The organism is Protaetiibacter mangrovi (genome assembly GCF_024752305.1).
In the GTDB taxonomy this organism is placed as follows: Bacteria; Actinomycetota; Actinomycetes; order Actinomycetales; family Microbacteriaceae; genus Homoserinibacter; species Homoserinibacter mangrovi.
Genome location: NZ_JANTHX010000001.1, coordinates 35130 through 53793 on the forward strand (window position 1 = coordinate 35130; position 18664 = coordinate 53793).

General features: G+C 71.5%; 21 protein-coding genes. 9 read left to right on the top strand and 12 right to left on the bottom strand.

Features of this window, described 5'->3' with window-relative positions:
* Positions 1-32: 32 nt before the first annotated feature.
* Both NUH29_RS00155 and NUH29_RS00160 read right to left on the bottom strand, forming a co-directional pair.
* Entirely contained in the window at positions 33-725 is a 693-nt protein-coding gene (locus NUH29_RS00155) for a lysophospholipid acyltransferase family protein (protein ID WP_258796839.1), read from the bottom strand.
* Positions 726-789: 64 nt separating this feature from the next.
* A complete protein-coding gene (locus NUH29_RS00160) occupies positions 790-1746 on the bottom strand; it encodes an ROK family glucokinase (protein ID WP_258796840.1) in 957 nt (318 codons plus the stop codon).
* 127 nt (positions 1747-1873) lie between these two features.
* Between NUH29_RS00160 and NUH29_RS00165 the strand changes: the two genes are divergently transcribed.
* On the top strand, positions 1874-3700 hold the full coding sequence (locus NUH29_RS00165; protein ID WP_258796841.1) for an AMP-dependent synthetase/ligase: 1827 nt from the start codon (positions 1874-1876) through the stop codon (positions 3698-3700).
* Here NUH29_RS00165 and NUH29_RS00170 read toward each other — a convergent pair.
* The 3 genes from NUH29_RS00170 to NUH29_RS00180 are packed head-to-tail and all read right to left on the bottom strand — an operon-like array spanning position 3690 to position 8915.
* Entirely contained in the window at positions 3690-4187 is a 498-nt protein-coding gene (locus tag NUH29_RS00170; protein WP_258796842.1) for a peptide deformylase, read from the bottom strand. The genes NUH29_RS00165 and NUH29_RS00170 overlap by 11 nt on opposite strands.
* Positions 4184-5506: a MinD/ParA family ATP-binding protein gene (locus NUH29_RS00175; RefSeq protein ID WP_258796843.1), complete on the bottom strand. Its 1323-nt coding sequence runs from the start codon at positions 5504-5506 to the stop codon at positions 4184-4186. The genes NUH29_RS00170 and NUH29_RS00175 overlap by 4 nt, the downstream gene beginning before the upstream one ends.
* 10 nt (positions 5507-5516) lie before the next feature.
* A complete protein-coding gene (locus tag NUH29_RS00180) occupies positions 5517-8915 on the bottom strand; it encodes a pyruvate carboxylase (protein WP_258796844.1) in 3399 nt (1132 codons plus the stop codon).
* 79 nt (positions 8916-8994) lie between these two features.
* Between NUH29_RS00180 and NUH29_RS00185 the strand changes: the two genes are divergently transcribed.
* Complete coding sequence (locus tag NUH29_RS00185; RefSeq protein ID WP_258796845.1) at positions 8995-9801, top strand: ParA family protein; 807 nt, start codon at positions 8995-8997, stop codon at positions 9799-9801.
* A gap of 37 nt (positions 9802-9838) precedes the next feature.
* Here NUH29_RS00185 and NUH29_RS00190 read toward each other — a convergent pair whose 3' ends face one another.
* The 4 genes from NUH29_RS00190 to NUH29_RS00205 all read right to left on the bottom strand — a co-directional run bounded on the left by NUH29_RS00190 (position 9839) and on the right by NUH29_RS00205 (position 12369).
* Entirely contained in the window at positions 9839-10399 is a 561-nt protein-coding gene (locus NUH29_RS00190; protein WP_258796846.1) for a MerR family transcriptional regulator, read from the bottom strand.
* Positions 10400-10559: 160 nt separating this feature from the next.
* On the bottom strand, positions 10560-11252 hold the full coding sequence (gene ftsR, locus NUH29_RS00195; RefSeq protein ID WP_258796847.1) for a transcriptional regulator FtsR: 693 nt from the start codon (positions 11250-11252) through the stop codon (positions 10560-10562).
* Positions 11252-11755, bottom strand: coding sequence for an FHA domain-containing protein (locus NUH29_RS00200; protein ID WP_258796848.1), 504 nt, complete (start codon positions 11753-11755; stop codon positions 11252-11254). Before NUH29_RS00200 ends, ftsR begins: the two co-directional genes overlap by 1 nt.
* Positions 11756-11766: 11 nt before the next feature.
* Positions 11767-12369 carry a CDP-alcohol phosphatidyltransferase family protein gene (locus NUH29_RS00205; RefSeq protein WP_258796849.1) on the bottom strand — a complete coding sequence of 201 codons (603 nt, stop codon included), beginning with the start codon at positions 12367-12369 and terminating at the stop codon, positions 11767-11769.
* A 43-nt stretch (positions 12370-12412) separates the two neighbouring features.
* Between NUH29_RS00205 and NUH29_RS00210 the strand changes: the two genes are divergently transcribed.
* The 3 genes from NUH29_RS00210 to NUH29_RS00220 all read left to right on the top strand — a co-directional run bounded on the left by NUH29_RS00210 (position 12413) and on the right by NUH29_RS00220 (position 14097).
* Positions 12413-13231, top strand: coding sequence for a DUF1295 domain-containing protein (locus NUH29_RS00210; RefSeq protein WP_258796850.1), 819 nt, complete (start codon positions 12413-12415; stop codon positions 13229-13231).
* Positions 13232-13364: 133 nt separating this feature from the next.
* Positions 13365-13526 (top strand): hypothetical protein, encoded by a 162-nt coding sequence (locus NUH29_RS00215; protein ID WP_258796851.1) that lies wholly within the window; start codon positions 13365-13367, stop codon positions 13524-13526.
* A 91-nt stretch (positions 13527-13617) separates the two neighbouring features.
* Complete coding sequence (locus tag NUH29_RS00220) at positions 13618-14097, top strand: hypothetical protein (protein ID WP_258796852.1); 480 nt, start codon at positions 13618-13620, stop codon at positions 14095-14097.
* Here NUH29_RS00220 and NUH29_RS00225 read toward each other — a convergent pair.
* Entirely contained in the window at positions 14094-14615 is a 522-nt protein-coding gene (locus tag NUH29_RS00225) for an NUDIX domain-containing protein (RefSeq protein WP_258796853.1), read from the bottom strand. The two genes, NUH29_RS00220 and NUH29_RS00225, sit on opposite strands and share 4 nt — an antisense overlap.
* A gap of 72 nt (positions 14616-14687) precedes the next feature.
* Between NUH29_RS00225 and NUH29_RS00230 the strand changes: the two genes are divergently transcribed.
* Genes NUH29_RS00230 through NUH29_RS00240 form a run of 3 tightly spaced genes read left to right on the top strand, consistent with a single transcriptional unit; the run spans position 14688 to position 16450 of the window.
* A complete protein-coding gene (locus tag NUH29_RS00230) occupies positions 14688-15740 on the top strand; it encodes a M4 family metallopeptidase (RefSeq protein ID WP_258796854.1) in 1053 nt (350 codons plus the stop codon).
* Positions 15724-16089: a protealysin inhibitor emfourin gene (locus NUH29_RS00235; protein ID WP_258796855.1), complete on the top strand. Its 366-nt coding sequence runs from the start codon at positions 15724-15726 to the stop codon at positions 16087-16089. Before NUH29_RS00230 ends, NUH29_RS00235 begins: the two co-directional genes overlap by 17 nt.
* Positions 16082-16450 carry an RNA-binding S4 domain-containing protein gene (locus tag NUH29_RS00240; protein ID WP_258796856.1) on the top strand — a complete coding sequence of 123 codons (369 nt, stop codon included), beginning with the start codon at positions 16082-16084 and terminating at the stop codon, positions 16448-16450. Before NUH29_RS00235 ends, NUH29_RS00240 begins: the two co-directional genes overlap by 8 nt.
* Here the strand turns inward: NUH29_RS00240 and NUH29_RS00245 are convergent.
* A complete protein-coding gene (locus NUH29_RS00245) occupies positions 16444-17736 on the bottom strand; it encodes an ion channel protein (protein ID WP_258796857.1) in 1293 nt (430 codons plus the stop codon). The genes NUH29_RS00240 and NUH29_RS00245 overlap by 7 nt on opposite strands.
* Positions 17737-17792: 56 nt before the next feature.
* Entirely contained in the window at positions 17793-18278 is a 486-nt protein-coding gene (locus NUH29_RS00250; protein ID WP_308445731.1) for a glutathione peroxidase, read from the bottom strand.
* A 40-nt stretch (positions 18279-18318) separates the two neighbouring features.
* Here NUH29_RS00250 and NUH29_RS00255 point away from each other — a divergent pair, with 40 nt between their 5' ends.
* Positions 18319-18600: a GNAT family N-acetyltransferase gene (locus NUH29_RS00255; protein WP_258796858.1), complete on the top strand. Its 282-nt coding sequence runs from the start codon at positions 18319-18321 to the stop codon at positions 18598-18600.
* Positions 18601-18664: the final 64 nt, after the last annotated feature.

The following is an 18664-nucleotide window of genomic DNA, read 5'->3' on the forward strand; positions in this document are numbered from 1 at the left end:
CGAGCATCGATCACGCCGCCGACGCGGGCTGCTCACGCGGCGGGCTTGGCCTGCGGTCGTCCCTTGACGCTCGACGCGTAGACGTCGACGTACTCCTGCCCACCGAGATGCGCGAGCTCGTACATGATCTCGTCGGTGATGGAACGCAGCACGAAGCGGTCGCCCTCCATGCCGGCGAAACGCGAGAAGTCGAGCGGCTCGCCGAACACGATGCCGACGCGGCGCACCTTGGGGATCTTCGTGCCGACGGGCATGACCTTCTCGGTGTCGATCATCGCGACCGGGACCACCGGGACCCCCGCCTCGAGCACCATGCGCGCGATGCCCGTGCGTCCGCGGTACAGCCGTCCGTCGTGGCTGCGGGTGCCCTCCGGGTAGATGCCGAGCCATCCGCCCGCCGACAGGTGGTCGAGGCCGGTGTTGAGGGACGCCTCCGACGCCTTGCCGCCCGAGCGGTCGATCGGCAGCTGACCGACGGCGAGGAAGAACCACCGCACGATGCGACCCCGGATGCCGCGGCCGGTGAAGTACTCGCTCTTGGCCAGGAACCGGATCTGCCGGTCGACGACGAGCGGCAGGAAGATCGAGTCCATGAACGAGAGGTGATTGCTCGCGAAGATCACGGCGCCCTTCGGGGGCACGTTGTCGTAGCCGCGCACCCAGGGCCGGAACACCGAGAGCAGGAAGGGTCCGACGATGAAGTTCTTCAGGAACAGATAGAACACCGACGCACTCCTTCCGCCGATCCGGGTCCGGACACGAGTCTAGGAGCGCCGGATGCCGTGCCCGTCATGCGCTCCGGGTGGACGCGTGCAGGCGGGCGATGTCCGCCGCGCCGACGACGCCCGCGTCGTTCACGAGCTCCGCGGTGGCGAAGGTCGGCTCGGGGTGGAATCCGCGTGCCGGCAGATGGGCGAGATAGGCCTCGCGGATGGGCTCGAGCAGCAGCTCCCCCGCCGCCGCCACGCCACCGCCGAACACGAACACCTCCGGGTCGAGCACGGCGCTGAGCGACGCCGCCGCCTGCCCGAGCCAGCCGCCGAGCTCGCGCAGCGCGTAGAGCGCGCCCGGGTCCTCCGCAACGATCAGGTCGTAGACGAGGTGGCCGTCGAGCTCGCCGTGCTCCTCGCGGGCCGCGGCGAGGGCCTGCCCGATTCCGCGCTGATCGGCGATCTCGCCGGCGAAGCGCAGCAGCGCGCGTCCGGAACCGTACTGCTCGATGCAGCCGCGCTGACCGCAGCCGCACGGCAGGCCGCCCGGCACGACGCGCATGTGCCCGATCTCGGCCGCCGCGCCGAAGCCGCCGCGCAGCAGGCGTCCGTCGGCGACGATCGCGCCGCCCACGCCCGTTCCGATGGTCAGCAGCGTCATGTCGCGGTAGCCGCGCCCCGCTCCGAACCGGTACTCCGCCCACCCCGCGGCGTTGGCGTCGTTGTCGATCGTGATGTCGAGTCCGGGCAGCCGCGCCGAGAGGTCGGCGCGCAGCGGCTCGCTGCGCCACGGGATGTTCGGCGTGTAGTAGACGGTCGACTGCGCGGCGTCGATGAACCCCGGCGCGGCGACGCCCACGGCGGAGACCTGCTCGGACGATCGCAGGCTCTCCACGACCTCCACCACCGCCTGGATGATGGCTCCCCCGTCGCCCGCGGGGGTGGGGCGACGCTCCTGCCGGATGATCGCGCCGTCCTCGGCGACGAGGCCGCCCGCGATCTTCGTCCCGCCGATGTCGATTCCGATGGCATGCACGAGCCACGAGTCTAGCCAGCCGCCGCGCCGCACCCCCGAAGCGGGGCGTGCGGGCGGCGCTGACGGGGGACGCACCGGGTTACAGTTGATCCAACGCCCGACCCTCTCCGGTACCGAAGGAGCTGCCGTGAACGAGATCTACGTCCCCGCCGTCGTCCCCGCCGACCCGGAGGCCAACACGACCGATCTGCTGATCGACCGGGTTGCCGCGAGCCCGGATGCGCCGCTCTTCGCGCTCCCGACCGCCGACGGCGGGTGGGAGGACGTCTCGACCGCCGAGTTCCACCGACAGGTGGTCGCTCTCGCGAAGGGCTTCATCGCCGCGGGCGTCCAGCCGGGCGACAAGATCGGCTTCATCTGCCGCACCCGCTACGAGTGGACGCTCGTCGACTTCGCCACCTGGTTCGCCGGCGCCGTGCTCGTGCCGATCTACGAGACCTCGGCTCCCGCGCAGATCGCGTACACCCTGCAGGACTCCGGGGCGAGCGCGATCATCGTCGAGAACCCCGACCACTTCGCCCGGTTCGACGAGGTCGCGGCCGACCTGCCTCAGGTCACGAAGGTGTGGCAGCTGCACCTCGGCGACCTCGACAAGCTCGTCGCGGGCGGCGGCGAGGTCACCGACGCCGAGGTGGAGGACCGCCGCAGCGCGGCGAAGGGCTCCGACCTCGCCACCCTGATCTACACCTCCGGGTCGACGGGCACGCCCAAGGGCTGCATCCTCACCCACTCGAACTTCGTCGAGCTCTCGCGCAACGCCGCGGTGGCGATGAAGGAGGTCGTGGAGCCCGGCGCCTCGACCCTGCTGTTCATCACGACGGCTCACGTCTTCGCCCGGTTCATCTCGATCCTCGGCGTCCACGCGGGTGTCAAGGTGGGCCACCAGGCCGACACCAAGCAGCTCCTCCCCGCTCTCGGCAGCTTCCAGCCGACCTTCCTCCTCGCCGTGCCGCGCGTGTTCGAGAAGGTCTACAACTCGGCCGAGCAGAAGGCGGCCGCGGGCGGCAGGCAGAAGATCTTCCAGCGGGCGGCCCAGGTCGCGATCGACCACTCGAAGGCCCTCGACGCGGGTCGCGTGCCGTTCGGGCTCAAGGCGCAGTTCGCGCTCTTCGACCGCCTCGTGTACTCGAAGCTCAAGTCGGCGATGGGCGGCCGTATCAAGTACGCCGTCTCCGGCTCGGCGCCGCTCGGGCTGCGTCTCGGGCACTTCTTCCGCAGCCTCGACGTGAAGATCCTCGAGGGCTACGGCCTCACCGAGACCACCGCCCCCGCGACCGTGAACGTCGTGTCGAAGTTCAAGATCGGCACGGTCGGCACCCCGCTGCCGGGTATCGGCATCCGGATCGCCGAGGACGGCGAGATCCTCGTGAAGGGCGTCGACGTGTTCGGCGGCTACTGGAACAAGCCCGAGGAGACCGCCGCGGTGTTCACCGACGACTGGTTCCACACGGGTGATGTGGGCACGCTCGACGACGAGGGCTACCTCACCATCACGGGCCGCAAGAAGGAGATCATCGTGACGGCGGGCGGCAAGAACGTCTCGCCCGCGGCGCTCGAGGACCCGATCCGCGCCAACCCGATCGTCGGCCAGGTGGTGGTCGTGGGCGACCAGAAGCCGTTCATCTCGGCGCTCATCACGCTCGACACCGAGATGCTGCCGGTGTGGCTGAACAACAACGGCGAGGCGGGCGACATGAGCCTCGCCGAGGCGGCCCGCAACCCGAAGGTGCGCGCGGAGGTCCAGCGGGCGATCGACGTCGCGAACGCCAAGGTGTCCCGAGCCGAGTCGATCCGCAAGTTCACGATCCTCGACACCGAGTTCACCGAGGACTCCGGGCACCTGACGCCGAAGATGTCGATCAAGCGCAACGTCATCGTGAAGGACTTCGCCCCGGTGATCGAGGAGCTCTACTCGGGTGCCCCGATCACGGAGGGCATCTCACTCAAGCACTGAACCAGTCGGCCTGGCGGATGGCGCGCATCGCCTCGCGCTTGGTCTCGGGTTCGAGCCCCTCGATGTAGAGCTTGCCGTCGAGATGGTCGGTCTCGTGCTGCAGCGCCTGCGCCATGAGGCCGTCGCCCTCGAGCACGACCTCGTTGCCGTCGACGTCGACGCCCGTGACGCGCGCCCACGGGTGGCGCAGCCGCGGGAAGTAGAAGCCCGGCACCGAGAGGCAGCCCTCGTCGACCGGCTCGGGCTCACCCGAGACCTCGAGGACCGGGTTGATGACGTAGGCGATGTCGCCGTCGATGTTGACGCTGAACGCGCGCAGACCGACGCCGATCTGGGTGGCCGCGACCCCGGCACGACCGGGCGCCTCGACGGTGTCGACGAGGTCCTCGACGAGCGCGCGCACGCGCGCGTCACCCGGATCGGTGATCGGATCGGTGCGGGAGCGGAGCACGGGGTCGCCGAAGAGGCGGATCTGTCGTTCGGTCATGCGTTTCTGTTCGTCGGCAGGCCGTCCATCACGAGCGCGGCGAGCTCGCGGGCTGAGGCCCGGGTGAAGGGCTTGAGGTTCTCCCAGCGCACGACCGACCCCGCCGCGAGCTCCGGGTCGTAGGGCATGCGCACCACCGCGCGCACCCGGGAGGAGAAGTGCGCGTCGATCTCGTCGAGCTTCACGAGGTTGGTGCCGTGGGTGGCGGTGTTGATCGCGACCACCGCGTTGCGCACGAGCTCGCCGTAGTTGTTCGCCTCGAGCCAGGTGAGCGTCTCGGATGCCAGCCGCGCCTCGTCGACGCTGCCTCCCGACACCACGACGATCGAGTCGGCGCGCTGCAGCGTGGCGCGCATCACCGAGTGCACGATGCCGGTGCCGCAGTCGGTCAGGCAGATCGAGTAGTACCGCGACACGAGGTCGGCGACCACGTTGTAGTCGTTCTCGTCGAAGGCCTCCGAGAGCAGCGGATCGGTGTCGGAGGCGAGCACGTCGAGCCGTGTCTCGTCGCGCGAGACGTGCGTCGAGAACTCGCTGAAGTCCTTGATGGCGGCGGCATGGGTCACGATGTCGCGCACGGTCGACCGGGTCTGCTTGGCGATCCGCTCGGAGAGCGTGCCGCGGTCGGGGTTGGCGTCGACGGCGATCGTGCGGTCCTCCCGCACGTCCGACAGCGCCATCCCGAGGAGCGTGGTGACCGTGGTCTTGCCCACGCCCCCCTTGCGGGTGAGCACGGGCACGAAACGGGTTCCGCCTTCGAAGCGCTTCGCGATGCGCGCGTCGAGCGCCTTGCGCTCGCGCACCTTCGGCGAGTCGCCGATGTTCACCAGGTGCAGCGTGCTCGCGTAGACGAAGGCCGGCCACGGGCCCTCGGGCGCGTGCCTGTTGCGCTTGGGCTCCAGCAGACGGTCGGGCGTCAGCATGGCCGCGGGTTCCGGGGATGCGGCGATGCCCCGCTTGCGATCCCTCCGCGAGTAGATCTCGTCGTCTCCCGGGAGCGGCACGATCGGCGACTCGGCCGTCGGGACCGCCTCCTCGTCGGCGACGTGCACGAGGTCGGGCACGACCTCGATCGACATCGTGCCGATGCCCGTCGCGATGCCCGCGTCGGAGCCGATCGGGGCGACGGATCCGGGCATGGCCACGATCTCGTCGAGGGCGACCTGCTCCTCGTCCTCGGGCAGCTCGCGGTGCTCCGCCGGGAGCTCGATCGAGACCGTGAGGCTCTCGGGCAGGGCCGCGGCGAGCTCGGCGTCGCCCGCACCCGCGAGCGGCGCGCCGCCGACCCCGGGGTCCTCCCCCGCCGTGTTCCGCACCATGGTGCCGACCCTACTCGACGACGACGAGCAGGTCTCCGGCGTCGACCTGCTGGGTGGCGAGGATCGCGAGCCGCTTCACGGTGCCCGCGACGGGCGAGGTGATGGCGGCCTCCATCTTCATGGCCTCGATCGTGGCGATCGGCTGCCCGGCCTCGACCTCGTCGCCCTCGGCGACCTTGAGGGTGACGACGCCCGAGAACGGCGCGGCGACCTGACCGGGCTTCGTGCTGTCGGCCTTCTCGGCGCTGGCGGTCTGCACCGAGATGGAGCGGTCGCGCACGAACACCGGGCGCAGCTGCCCGTTGAGGGTGGTCATGACCGTGCGCATGCCCTTCTCGTCGGCCTCGCCGATGGCCTCCAGGCCCACGAAGAGGTCGACGCCCGGGCCGATGTCGACGGTGTGCTCGACCCCGGACTTGAGGCCGTAGAGATAGTCGACCGTGTCGACGTTGGAGAGGTCGCCGAACTGCTCGCGCACCTCCTCGAACTGTCGGGTCGGCCCCGCGAAGAGCAGGCGGTTGAGGGTCGAGCGGCGGGCCGCGGTGTCGCCGGCGAGACCCGCGCGGTCCTCGGCGGAGAGCTGCTCGACCCCGATGCGCACCTCGCGCCCGGTGAGCACCTTGGTGCGGAAGGGCTCGGGCCAGCCGCCGGGCAGGTCGCCGAGCTCGCCCGCCATGAAGCCGATCACGGAGTCGGGGATGTCGTACTTGTCGGGGTTCTGCTCGAAGTCGGCCGGGTCGGCGCCGGTCGCCGCCAGCTGCAGGGCGAGGTCGCCGACGACCTTCGACGACGGCGTCACCTTGGTGGGACGGCCGAGGATGCGGTTCGCCGCCGCGTACCAGTCCTCCACCTTCTCGAACTGGTCGCCGAGGCCGAGCGCGATCGCCTGCTGCCGCAGGTTGGAGAGCTGACCGCCCGGGATCTCGTGGTGGTAGACGCGTCCGGTGGGGCCCGGCAGGCCCGACTCGAACGGCTTGTACGCGCGCCGCACCGCCTCCCAGTAGGGCTCCAGGTCGCTCACCGCCTGCAGCGAGAGGCCCGTGTCGCGCTCGGTGTGCGCGGTGGCCGCGACGAGCGCCGAGAGGCTCGGCTGGCTCGTGGTGCCCGCCATCGGCGCGCTGGCCGCGTCGACGGCGTCCGCGCCGGCACGGCTCGCCGCGAGCAGCGTCGCGAGCTGGCCGCCGGCGGTGTCGTGGGTGTGCACGTGCACGGGGAGGTCGAAGCGCTCCCGGAGCGCCCCCACGAGCTTCTCGGCGGCACCGGCGCGCAGCAGACCCGCCATGTCCTTGATGGCGAGGATGTGCGCGCCCGCGGCGACGATCTTCTCGGCGAGGGCCAGGTAGTAGTCGAGGGTGTAGAGGTCCTCGGCGGGGTCGAGCAGATCGCCCGAGTAGCACAGCGCCACCTCGGCGACCGTGGACCCGGTGGCGAGCACCGCGTCGATCGCGGGGCGCATCTGGTCGACGTCGTTCAGGGCGTCGAAGATGCGGAAGATGTCGACGCCGGTCGCGGCGGCCTCCTGCACGAAGGCCTCCGTGACCTCCGTGGGGTAGGGCGTGTAGCCGACCGTGTTGCGCCCGCGCAGCAGCATCTGGATCGCGATGTTCGGCAGCGCCTCGCGCATCTTGGCGAGCCGCTCCCACGGGTCCTCTCCGAGGAAGCGCAGGGCGACGTCGTAGGTCGCCCCTCCCCAGGCCTCGACCGACAGGAGCTCGGGGGTGAGCCGCGCGACGTGCGGCATGACCGCGACGAGGTCCTTGGTGCGCACCCGCGTCGCGAGCAGCGACTGGTGGGCGTCGCGGAACGTGGTGTCGGTCACGGCCAGCGCGGTCTGCCCGCGCAGCGCGGCGGCGAATCCGGCCGGGCCGAGTTCGAGCAGCCGCTGCCGCGAGCCGGCCGGTGCGGGATGCGCGAGGTCGACCTCCGGCAGCTTGATCGCGGGGTCGATCGCCCCCGCGCCGTCGCCGTTGGGCTGGTTGACCGTCACGTCGGCCAGCCAGTTGAGGATCTTGGTGCCGCGATCGCGCGACTCGCGGCCGCGCACGAGCCACGGGCGCTCCTCGATGAACGAGGTCGACACGTCGCCCGCGAGGAACTCCGGATCGTCGAACACCGCCTGCAGGAAGGGGATGTTGGTCGCGACGCCCCGCAGCCGGAACTCCGCGAGCCCGCGGCGCGCACGGCGCACGGCCGAGGGGAAGTCGCGCCCCCGGCAGATCATCTTCACGAGCATCGAGTCGAAGTAGGGCGAGACCTGCGCGCCCGCCGCGACCGTGCCGCCGTCGAGGCGGATGCCCGCGCCGCCCGGCGAGCGGTAGGTCGTGATCTTGCCGGTGTCCGGGCGGAAGCCGGCGGCCGGGTCCTCGGTGGTGATGCGGCACTGGATGGCGAATCCGCGCGGGCGCAGCTCGTCCTGCCGGATGCCCAGCTCGGCGAGCGTCTCGCCCGCCGCGATCCGCATCTGCGACTGGACGAGGTCGACGTCGGTGACCTCCTCGGTCACCGTGTGCTCGACCTGGATGCGGGGGTTCATCTCGATGAAGACGTGCTGACCGGCGCGCTCGCCCGCGGTGTCGAGCAGGAACTCGACGGTGCCCGCGTTGACGTAGCCGATCGACTTCGCGAACGCGACGGCGTCGCGGTACATGGCCTGCCGGATCGAGTCGTCGAGGTTCGGCGCCGGGGCGATCTCGACGACCTTCTGATGACGGCGCTGCACGGAGCAGTCGCGCTCGAACAGATGGAAGGTCTCGCCCGTCGCGTCCGCGAGGATCTGCACCTCGATGTGACGCGGCCGCACGACCGCCTGCTCGATGAACATGGTGGGATCGCCGAAGGCGCTGTCGGCCTCGCGCATGGCGGCCTCGAGCGCCGGGCGCAGCTCCTCGCGGGTGTCGACGCGCCGCATGCCGCGGCCACCGCCTCCCGCGACCGCCTTCGCGAACACCGGGAAGCCGATCTCGTCGGCACCGCGCAGCAGCTCCTCGATGTCGGTCGTCGCGGGCGTCGACTTCAGCACGGGGACGCCGGCGGAGATCGCGTGCTCCTTGGCGGTGACCTTGTTGCCGGCCATCTCGAGCACGTGCTCGCCCGGCCCGATGAAGGTGATGCCGTTGGCCGCCGCCGCGGCGGCCAGCTCCGGGTTCTCGGAGAGGAATCCGTACCCCGGGTAGATCGCGTCGGCGCCCGACTCCTTCGCCACGCGGATGATCTCGTCGACGTCGAGATACGCGCGGACCGGGTGCCCCTCCTCGCCGATCAGGTACGCCTCGTCCGCCTTCAGGCGGTGCATCGAGTTGCGATCCTCCCAGGGGTACACGGCGACCGTGCGCGCCCCCAGTTCGTACGCCGCGCGGAAGGCGCGGATGGCGATCTCACCTCGGTTGGCGACCAGGATCTTCGAGAACATGCGGTCCTTCCTGCCGAGAGGCCGGTCGAGCTCGGGGGTTTTGGGTTCTTTCAGACTAGTGAAGGTAGGGTGGCTTCTCGTGCACGTTCTGAGCGTCAGCTCCCTCAAGGGGGGCGTGGGGAAGACCACGGTCACGCTCGGCCTGGCATCGGCCGCCTTCGCTCGCGGCATCTCGACGCTCGTCGTCGACCTCGACCCGCAGTCCGACGTGTCGACCGGCATGGACATCAACGTGGCCGGACACCTGAACGTCGCCGACGTGCTCGCGTCCCCCAAGGAGAAGATCGTGCGGGCCGCGATCGCCCCCTCGGGATGGACCCGCGGTCGCACCGGCAAGATCGACGTGCTCATCGGATCCCCGTCGGCGATCAACTTCGACGGACCGCATCCGTCGATCCGCGACATCTGGAAGCTCGAGGAGGCGCTCGCGCACGTCGAGAAGGAGTACGAGCTCGTGCTCATCGACTGCGCTCCCTCGCTCAACGCGCTCACCCGCACGGCGTGGGCGGCGTCGGATCGCGTCGTCGTCGTCACGGAGCCGGGCCTGTTCTCGGTCGCCGCGGCGGACCGCGCCCTGCGCGCCATCGAGGAGATCCGTCGCGGCATCTCGCCCCGCCTGCAGCCGCTCGGCATCATCGTGAACCGCGCGCGCGTCCAGTCGCTCGAGCACCAGTTCCGCATCAAGGAGCTGCGCGACATGTTCGGGCCGCTCGTGATGTCGCCGCAGCTGCCCGAGCGCACCTCGCTGCAGCAGGCGCAGGGTGCCGCGAAGCCCCTGCACGTGTGGCCGGGCGAGGGCGCCCAGGAGATGGCGCACAACTTCGACGTGCTGCTCGAGCGCGTGCTGCGCACCTCGCGCATCGCCGAGGTGCAGCCCACCAACTAGGTGGACCCGCTGTCGGTCGTGCCGACCGGCCCGCCTGTCAGCTGGCGGCGCGCTTGGCGCGTCGCGCGGCGAGCTCGTCCGCGGGGTCGACGCTCGCGGAGTCGAGCTCCACGAGGCTCGACTCGACCTCGCGGAGCACCTTGCCGACCGCGATGCCGAACACGCCCTGGCCGCGGCTCACGAGGTCGATGACCTCGTCGTCGGAGGTGCACAGGTACACGCTCGCCCCGTCGGACATGAGGGTCGTCTGCGCGAGGTCGTTGACCCCCGCCTCACGGAGCTGGCCGATGGCGGTGCGGATCTGCTGCAGCGAGATGCCGGTGTCGAGGAGCCGCTTGACGAGCTTGAGCACCAGGATGTCGCGGAAGCCGTAGAGGCGCTGCGATCCGGAGCCCGCCGCGCCGCGGATCGTCGGCTCGACGAGCTCGGTGCGCGCCCAGTAGTCGAGCTGCCGGTAGCTGATGCCGGCGGCGCGTGCCGCCACGGTGCCGCGATAGCCCGCGGTGTCGTCGAGGTCGGGCAGGCCGTCGGTGAAGAGGAGGCCGAGGTCGTACCGCGTCCCCGCGTCGCGCGCGCTCTGCTCGCCGGTGTCGCTCATGTCGACCGTCCTCCTCGGTGCGCGCCCGTCTTCTTAACCTTCAGGTTGAAGTTGAAGTTCAGACTCGCTGTCGCTGTCCACGGTACCCACCCGGAGGGGCACCATCAATCACATCCGCACGAGTGCGCGGCGTGTCGCGGGGAAATCCCCGCGATCGACCTCAGAGCCTCCCGAGAGCGGAGCGGATGAGACTCGACCGCACCACCTCGAGCTGCACCGCGATCTCACGTGCCAGCTCCTGCGCCTTCGCCCGGCTCGACGCGTCCTTCCGGCGGGCGATCGGGATGAGCGCCGACTCGATGAGGCCGAGCTCGCGCTCCGCCGCGGCACGGAATCCGCGCAGGTGACGCGGTTCGATGCCCGAGCGCTGCAGCTCGACGAGCGCCTTGAGCACGGCGAGCGAATCGTCGCCGTAGTGGTCGGCCGGCACGATCAGCGACGCCGACACCGCATCCTGCAGCAGCATCGTGTTGGCGCCCGCCTCGCGGACCAGCTCGTCGCGGCTCAGTCGCCGCTCGCTCGGCAGCATCGACGGCGCGGCCACCTTGGCGCCGCCCGGCAGCACCGGCTCGCGACCGGCGTCGAGTTCGGCGAGATAGCGGTGGATGACCTTGAGCGGCACGAAGTAGTCGCGCTGGATCGACAGGATCAGGCGCAGGCGGTCGACGTCGGCGGCCGAGAACTTGCGGTAGCCCGACTCGGTCCGCGCGGGGTTGACGAGCCCCTTCTCCTCCAGGAACCGCAGCTTCGAGGGGCTGAGGTCGGGGAACTCCGGATTGAGGCGCGCGAGCACCTGGCCGATGCTGAGAAGAGGGGACCCGCTCTGCGAGCGGGCCGCGGACGACGCCGGCATCAGCGGGTCGGAACCCGGTCGGCGCGCGAGGCGTAGAACGTCAGCCGGAACTTGCCCACCTGCACCTCGGCGCCGTCGCTCAGCAGCGCGGAGTCGATGCGCACGCCGTCGAAATAGGTGCCGTTGAGCGAGCCGAGATCGCGCACCTGGAAGGCGCTGCCCGTGCGGACGAACTCGGCGTGACGACGCGAGACGGTGACGTCGTCGAGGAAGATGTCGGCGTCGGGGTGGCGCCCCGCGACGGTGGTGTCGGCGTCGAGGAGGAAGCGGGCACCCACGTTCGGACCGCGGCGGACCACCAGCAGGGCAGAGCCGGAGGGAAGGGCGGCGATCGCGTCCTGCTCCTCGTCGGAGACGCCCGCCTCCATCGCCGCGAGCTGCGTGCGGAAGTCCTCGGTGAAGTGGGCGGTCGTGTCGTTGGACGCCGGATCGGGCACCGCGGGGGTGTTCACCGCGTCCGGTTCGCCCGTGCTCCCCGGACCATCAGTGGCGTCGTCGACCATGGCGCCCTCCTTCAATCCCCCAGAGTATCCGATGCGGGAGCCTGCGCCACCTGCTCATCGCGGACCAGCCGCAGCGTCTCGCGCAGGTAGATCGCCCCGGCCCACCAGTAGAGGAACGCACCCCACAGGGCGAGCGCCCAGCCCACCGGATCGCTGAAGGCCGCGATCGACGGGAAGGCCGCGCCGAGCACCAGGGTGGGCAGCGCGAAGAGCAGCGAGAAGGTGGCCACCTTGCCCAGATGGTGCACGGGGAGCGGGCCGTAGCCGTGGCTCGCGAGCACCGGACCGAGGGCGACGATGCCGAGGTCGCGCAACACGATGACGGCCACCAGCCACCACGGCAGGAACCCCTGCCAGGCGAGCCCGATGAGCGTGGAGAAGATGAACAGCCGATCGACGGCGGGATCGAGGATCTGCCCGAGCCGGCTCACCTGGTTGAAACGGCGGGCGATGAAGCCGTCGACGAAGTCGGTCAGGCTCGACACGACGATCACGATGAGGGCCCAGCCGTACTGGGCGCTCCCGAGCAGCCACAGGAACAGCGGGATGAGGACCAGGCGCACGGCGCTGAGCACATTGGGGATCGTCACGATCCGCGTGCTGACCACCTGCATCCGACCTCCTCGTCGTGAGTCTAGCGATGCGTAGGATGCCGCCATGAACCCGATGCTCGTCGTCCTCGCCGTCGCGGCCGCCGTCAGCGCCCTGTGCTGGATCGCCTCCCTCGTGACGAAGGACACCTCGTGGGTCGACCGGATCTGGTCGATCGTGCCGGTCGTCTACGTCTGGATCTTCGCCGCGGGGGCGGGATTCGCGGATGCGCGGCTGCTCGTCATGGCGGTGCTCGTCACGCTGTGGGGTGCGCGGCTGACCTTCAACTTCGCCCGCAAGGGCGGGTACACCGGGGTCGAGGACTACCGCTGGGCGGTGCTGCGGGCGCGGATGTCGCCCGGACGCTTCCAGCTGTTCAACCTGTTCTTCATCGTGCTGTACCAGAACGCGCTGCTCGTGCTGATCACCCTCCCGGCGCTGACCGCCCTCGAGCACCCGGCGCCGTTCGGTCCCCTCGACGCGATCCTCACGGTGCTGTTCCTCGGAGCGCTCGCGGGCGAGACGATCGCCGACCAGCAGCAGTGGGACTTCCACGCCCGCAAGCGCGCCGAGATCGAGGCGGGGCGGGAGCCGTCGGCACGGTTCGTGCAGACGGGCCTCTGGCGCGTCTCGCGGCACCCGAACTTCTTCTTCGAGCAGGCCCAGTGGTGGCTGGTCTTCCTGTTCGGCGCCGTGGCGGCGGGCTCGGTGCTGATCTGGACCGTCGCGGGAGCCGGCCTGCTGACCGTGCTGTTCGTCGGCTCGACGGTCTTCACCGAGTCGATCACCCGCAGCAAGTACCCCGAGTACACCGACTACCAGGCCCGCGTGTCGCCCGTCGTGCCATGGTTCCCGAAGCGCTCCGTAGCGGTAGCCGAGGGCTGAGGTCAAGGGGTTTTCGCGATTTCGCGGACGGCGCTTGACTGATCACGGTCGAACGGATGCCACCGGCACCCCGGCGGGCACCGCGACCGTGTGACCGCTCCCCCACCAGGGAGGCGGAGAAGGAGACGCCATCATGAACATCCTCGGAATCATCATCGCGATCGTGGCCCTGATCCTGCTGTTCACCGGCGGATTCGTGCAGTCGCTGAACTTCCTCCTCTGGGTGGGGATCGTGCTGCTCGTCATCGCGGCGATCGTGCTGCTGCTGCGCTTCATCAGCGGGCGCCGCGTGTAGCACGCGAACCGCAGCGAAGCGCCGGAGCCGGGCGCGGACTCGCCGTCATCACGACGGGGTCCGCGCCCGGCTCCGGCGTTAGCGTGGGGGGATGTCGTGCATCCGCTTCAACACCCCGGCGCAGCGGGCGCAGCTCGCGGCGCTCGCCCCGAGCATGCTGACCCCCGAGGAGGCCGCGGCGCAGCATCCCGCGCCCCCGGTGACCGACTCCAAGATCCGGCGCCTGCGGCTGCTCGCGGCGGACGCCGACCCGAAGATCCGGGAGGCGGCAGCCAGCTCGTATCACGTGCCCACCGAGCTCTACGGCGTGCTCGCGCATGACGCCGACGAGGGCGTGCGCGCCTGCGTGGCCCGCAACACCACGACGCCCTGCGACGTGCTTCGCGAGCTCGCGGACGACGCCTCGGCGACGGTGCGCGGCTGGGTCGCCGTGAACTACTTCGTGCCCGCCGACGTCATGGACCGGCTCGCGGACGACGAGGATCCGACGGTGCGCGGCCTCGTCGCCTGGAAGTCGTCGCTCGCCGACGATGCCCAGGCAGAGTCCCAGGCGGAGGCGTTCGCCCGCTAGCCCCGGATCGCGGCGGCCAGCTCGGGGTCGAGTCGGGCGAGCGCGTCCCGCCCGGACGACCACGCGGCCGCCAGCCCGGGATGCAGCGGCAGGCGCTCCACCTCGGCGAACGGCACCCACCGCAGCGACACGCTCTCGGCGTCGCCGATCACCGGCTCGAAGTGCTCGAGGGCACGCCCGTACACCGTCGTGTACGACCAGTAGCCGAGATCCCAGACCGCCTCGCCGAGCACGCGGACGAGGTGCTGCGGCACGCCCGCCTCCTCGTCCGCCTCCCGCAGCGCGCCGGCCACCGCCGTCTCGTGCTCGTCGTGGCGGGCGCCCCCCGGGATCCCCCAGGTGCCCCCGAGATGGCTCCACTCGGCGCGCAGCTGCAGCAGCACGCCGGCATCCGGATGCGCCAGCAGCAGTCCCGCCGCGCCGAAGCGACCCCAGAACCGGCCCTGCGCCCCCTCGACCCAGGCGTCGCCCGGCCCGTGCGGTCGCCGCGCGCGCGGATCGTGGGGGGCTCGGGTCATGGCGCCAGCCTACGTGGGGCGGGCGGGGCCCCGCCCGGAGCGGTCTCGGGGGTGCGGCGTAGGCTCCCCCGCATGGTCCAGAGCATCGTCCCCCCGTACCTGCTCGCCCGGATCGCCTCTGCCGACTCGGAGCGGTTCCCCGCCGCATCCGCCGCCGCCCGCCGCACGCTGCGCCTGGACGCGCCGCGCCGCTCGGCGCGGCTCACCCTCAGCATCGACGGCGACACCCTCGTCGCGGAGCTCTCCGACGCCCCCGACCGCGAGATCGCCGACGCCGGAGGGCGCGAGCGGCTGCCGGGTCGCGTGGTGCGCCGCGAGGGAGGTCCGGCGACGGGCGACCTCGCGGCCGACGAGGCCTACGAGGGTCTCGGCGCCACCTTCGACCTGTACTCCGAGGTCTACGGGCGCAACTCGATCGACGGGGCCGGACTGCCGTTGCGCGCGACCGTGCACTACGGCGAGCTCTACGACAACGCGTTCTGGGACGGCGAGCGGATGGTCTTCGGAGACGGCGACGGCGAGGTCTTCCAGAGGTTCACGCGCTCGCTCTCGGTGATCGGCCACGAGCTCACGCACGGGGTCACGCAGTTCAGCTCGGGGCTCGCGTACCAGGGGCAGTCGGGCGCGCTCAACGAGTCGATCTCGGACGTCTTCGGCGCGCTCGTCGAACAGCACGCGGCGACGCAGACGAGCGCCGAGGCGAGCTGGCTCATCGGCGAGGGGCTCTTCACCCCCGAGGTGCAGGGCCGTGCGCTGCGCTCGATGCGGCATCCGGGCACCGCCTACGACGACGACGTGCTGGGACGGGACCCGCAGCCGGATCACCTGGACGGCTACGTCGAGACCACCGACGACAACGGCGGGGTGCACCTGAACTCGGGCATCCCCAACCGGGCCTTCGTGCTGGTCGCGGACGCGCTCGGCGGGCACGCGTGGGAGCGGGCGGGCCTCATCTGGTACGACACCCTGACCGGGTCGCTCGCCCCCGACGTCGACTTCGCGGGGTTCGCGGCCGCGACTGCGCGGGCCGCGGCCGCGCGTTACGGTGGAGCGTCGGCGGAGGTCGACGCCGTACGCGCCGGCTGGGAGGGTGTGGGAGTGACGATCGATGGCGGACGAGCCTGACCCCGATCGCGACTCCCCCGCGGTCGACATCCGGGTGACGCGTTCCGGCGGAGTCGCCGGGATGCGCCGCGGTTGGGCTGTGGCCTCACCCGACGCCCGGCGGTGGGAGCCGCTCGTCGACGCGTGCCCGTGGGACGACGACGGCCCGGGGCTGCTCGTGCGCGACGACGGCCCCGACCGGATGCTGTGGCGCATCGAGGTGCTCGCGCCCGGACCGGCGCGGTCCGCGGAGCTGCCGGAGAGCGCCGTGGAGGGGCCGTGGCGCGCGCTCGTCGAGACCGTGCGCGACGAGGGCTCCCGGGTGCGCCCGGAGCCGCCGCACGGGAGCGCGGGGACCGCGGATGGCTGACGCGGCGGTGCGCATCGACGCCTGGCTCTGGGCGGTGCGGGTGACGAAGTCGCGCTCGGCGGCCACGGCCCTGTGCAAGGCCGGGCACGTCAAGGTCGGCGGCGAGACGGCGAAACCCGCCCAGCTCGTGCGCCCCGGCCTCGAGGTGCGGGTGGTGACCCCGCACGGGGCGCGCATCCTGGTGGTGCGACAGCTGCTCGTGAAGCGCGTGAGCGCGCCGCTCGCCGCCGCCGCCTTCGACGATCTGACGCCCGCTCCACCCCCGCGGGAGGAGCGCACCATCTTCGCCGAGCGGGATCGCGGGACGGGGCGTCCCACCAAGCGCGATCGCCGCGAGATCGAGCGCCTGCGCGGCTACTGAGGCGTCCGCCGCGCGTCCGCCTCGACCTCGAGGTGCGGTGCCTTCGTCACGAGCAGCCAGGTGGGCAGGGTGATGACGCACAGCAGCGGGAGCAGCGCCACGTCGCCGGTGATCGTGAGGGCGAGGAAGATGGCGATCCAGCCGTCGCGGGTCGCGACGAGCACGATCCCGAGCGCGCCGCAGGCGATCGCGAGCCCCATCGGCATGCCGGGGATGAGCGCGTGGCCGGCCAGCCCCATGGCGACCCCCGCGAACACCGCCGGGAAGATGCGGCCGCCGCGGAACCCGGAGCTCGCCGCGACGAGCAGCGCGATCACCTTGACCACCGCGAGCACGAGGAGCGCGCCGACGGTGTACCGCCCGGCCTCGTGCACGAGCTCGGCCGTCTGCTCGAGCCCCTTGAACATCGTCAGCGGCCCGCCGAGCACGGCGAGCGCCCCCAGCACCGCGCCGCCGAGCGTCGTGAAGACCACCGGATCGCGCAGCGCGTGGAAGAGCCGGTGCAGGTACGGGAACGCGAACGCGGCCGCGATGCCGAGCAGCGCCGAGGCGGCGGCCACCGCGAAACCGGTGGCCAGGTCGAGCAGCTGCGGGTCGGTGTAGGGCGCGACGTCGACCTGCATCGAGTCGACCCCGAGCATCCGCATCGTGAGGGCCCCGGCGGCGGCAGAGGCGACCGGCAGGAAGAGCTTGTCCCACAGCGACCCCCCGCCCCGGATCGCGGCGACGGCCCCCGTCAGCACGAGGGCGGCCGCGACCGGGGTGCCGAAGAGCGCGCCGATGGTGCCCGCGACCGCGAGCGTGACCGCGAGGCGCTGCGGCACGAGGCGGGAGACCCGTGCGAACGCCGCGACGGCGAGCGCGCCGTTGATCGCGATGATCGGGTTCTCGGGGCCGAGGCTCACCCCGCCGGCGAGTCCCAGCACCACCGCGATCGCGATGCTCGGCACCGCCGTCGCGGGCGGGGGCGGGCTGTCGAACTCGGTGGTGGCCGAGTCGGCCCCGCCGTGACCGGGCACGAACCGCAGCGTCAGCCCGACGAGCAGCCCCGTCGCGGTGAGCACGGCGATCGTCCACCACGGGCTCCCGTTCGCGACGCCCACCGCGTCCGGCACGATCGTCCAGAGCAGCTCGCCGAGGGCATCGGAGGCCACGTCGAGCACCCACAGGGTGAGCGCCGATCCGACGCCGACCGCCAGCGCGGGCAGCGCGAGCAGCAGCAGGGCGCGGACCCGCGGCTCGGGGGCGACGGCCTCACCGGCCCCGCCCGCCTCGTGCTCGTCCACGGCATCACGCTAGGGACAGCGGCGCGCGAGCACCAGTGCCCGCTGCGGATGCGCGCTCAGGCCGGGAGCGCGCCCTCGATCGCCGAGATCACGGCCGGGTCGTCGGGCTGCGTTTTGGGACGGAACCGGGTGACCGTCCCGTCGGGCGCGATGAGGAACTTCTCGAAGTTCCAGCTGACGCGCCCCGCCTTGCCGTCGGCATCCGGCACCTGGGTGAGCTTCGCGTAGAGCGGGTGCTTGTGCCAGCCGTTGACGCGGGTCTTCTCCATGAGCGGGAAGGTGACGCCGTAGGTCGTGGAGCAGAACTCCTGGATCTCCTCGGCGCTGCCCGGCTCCTGCCCCATGAACTGGTTGCACGGGAATCCGAGCACGGTGAAGCCGCGGTCCTCGTAGTCCCTCTGCAGCTGCTCGAGCTTCTCGTACTGGGGCGTCAGGCCGCAGCGCGAGGCGACGTTCACGACCATGACGGCCTTGTCGCCGTAGTCGGCGAGGGTCGTCGGCGCGCCGTCGATGGTCGTCAGGGGGATGTCACGGATGCCCACCGTGCCAGCCTACGAGCCGATCTGTGCCTACGCTGGCAGCATGGCGATCGAGCTGGCGCACGAACCAGACGCGCATCGGTACACCCTGCGCCGCGACGGGGCGATCCTCAGCGTGCTGGAGTACCGCGACCAGGGGACGAGCGTGGTGTTCCACCACACGGTGACGGTGCCGAACCAGCGCGGTCACGGGTACGCGGCCCGCCTCGTCGAGTTCGCCGTCGACGACGTCGAGCGCGCGGGCGGCCGCATCACCCCGACGTGCTGGTACGTCGCCGACTGGTTCGCCGCGCATCCGGAGCGCGCGGCGGTGCTCGCGCGCTGAACCGCCGGCGGGATACGGGACCGCTAGCTGTAGTTCCTCGTGAGGTTGTGAACGCGTGCTGCGG

What these genes read in the sequence shown, in the direction of transcription:
- NUH29_RS00225 (WP_258796853.1), bottom strand. Translation starts at nt 14,615, where the DNA reads ATGACCCGAGCCCCCCACGATCCGCGCGCGCGGCGACCGCACGGGCCG.
- NUH29_RS00205 (WP_258796849.1), bottom strand. Translation starts at nt 12,369, where the DNA reads ATGCAGGTGGTCAGCACGCGGATCGTGACGATCCCCAATGTGCTCAGC.
- NUH29_RS00230 (WP_258796854.1), top strand. Translation starts at nt 14,688, where the DNA reads ATGGTCCAGAGCATCGTCCCCCCGTACCTGCTCGCCCGGATCGCCTCT.
- NUH29_RS00175 (WP_258796843.1), bottom strand. Translation starts at nt 5,506, where the DNA reads ATGGTGCGGAACACGGCGGGGGAGGACCCCGGGGTCGGCGGCGCGCCG.
- NUH29_RS00180 (WP_258796844.1), bottom strand. Translation starts at nt 8,915, where the DNA reads ATGTTCTCGAAGATCCTGGTCGCCAACCGAGGTGAGATCGCCATCCGC.
- NUH29_RS00200 (WP_258796848.1), bottom strand. Translation starts at nt 11,755, where the DNA reads ATGGTCGACGACGCCACTGATGGTCCGGGGAGCACGGGCGAACCGGAC.
- NUH29_RS00215 (WP_258796851.1), top strand. Translation starts at nt 13,365, where the DNA reads ATGAACATCCTCGGAATCATCATCGCGATCGTGGCCCTGATCCTGCTG.
- NUH29_RS00220 (WP_258796852.1), top strand. Translation starts at nt 13,618, where the DNA reads ATGTCGTGCATCCGCTTCAACACCCCGGCGCAGCGGGCGCAGCTCGCG.
- NUH29_RS00240 (WP_258796856.1), top strand. Translation starts at nt 16,082, where the DNA reads ATGGCTGACGCGGCGGTGCGCATCGACGCCTGGCTCTGGGCGGTGCGG.
- NUH29_RS00190 (WP_258796846.1), bottom strand. Translation starts at nt 10,399, where the DNA reads ATGAGCGACACCGGCGAGCAGAGCGCGCGCGACGCGGGGACGCGGTAC.
- NUH29_RS00235 (WP_258796855.1), top strand. Translation starts at nt 15,724, where the DNA reads ATGGCGGACGAGCCTGACCCCGATCGCGACTCCCCCGCGGTCGACATC.
- ftsR (WP_258796847.1), bottom strand. Translation starts at nt 11,252, where the DNA reads ATGCCGGCGTCGTCCGCGGCCCGCTCGCAGAGCGGGTCCCCTCTTCTC.
- NUH29_RS00210 (WP_258796850.1), top strand. Translation starts at nt 12,413, where the DNA reads ATGAACCCGATGCTCGTCGTCCTCGCCGTCGCGGCCGCCGTCAGCGCC.
- NUH29_RS00255 (WP_258796858.1), top strand. Translation starts at nt 18,319, where the DNA reads ATGGCGATCGAGCTGGCGCACGAACCAGACGCGCATCGGTACACCCTG.
- NUH29_RS00170 (WP_258796842.1), bottom strand. Translation starts at nt 4,187, where the DNA reads ATGACCGAACGACAGATCCGCCTCTTCGGCGACCCCGTGCTCCGCTCC.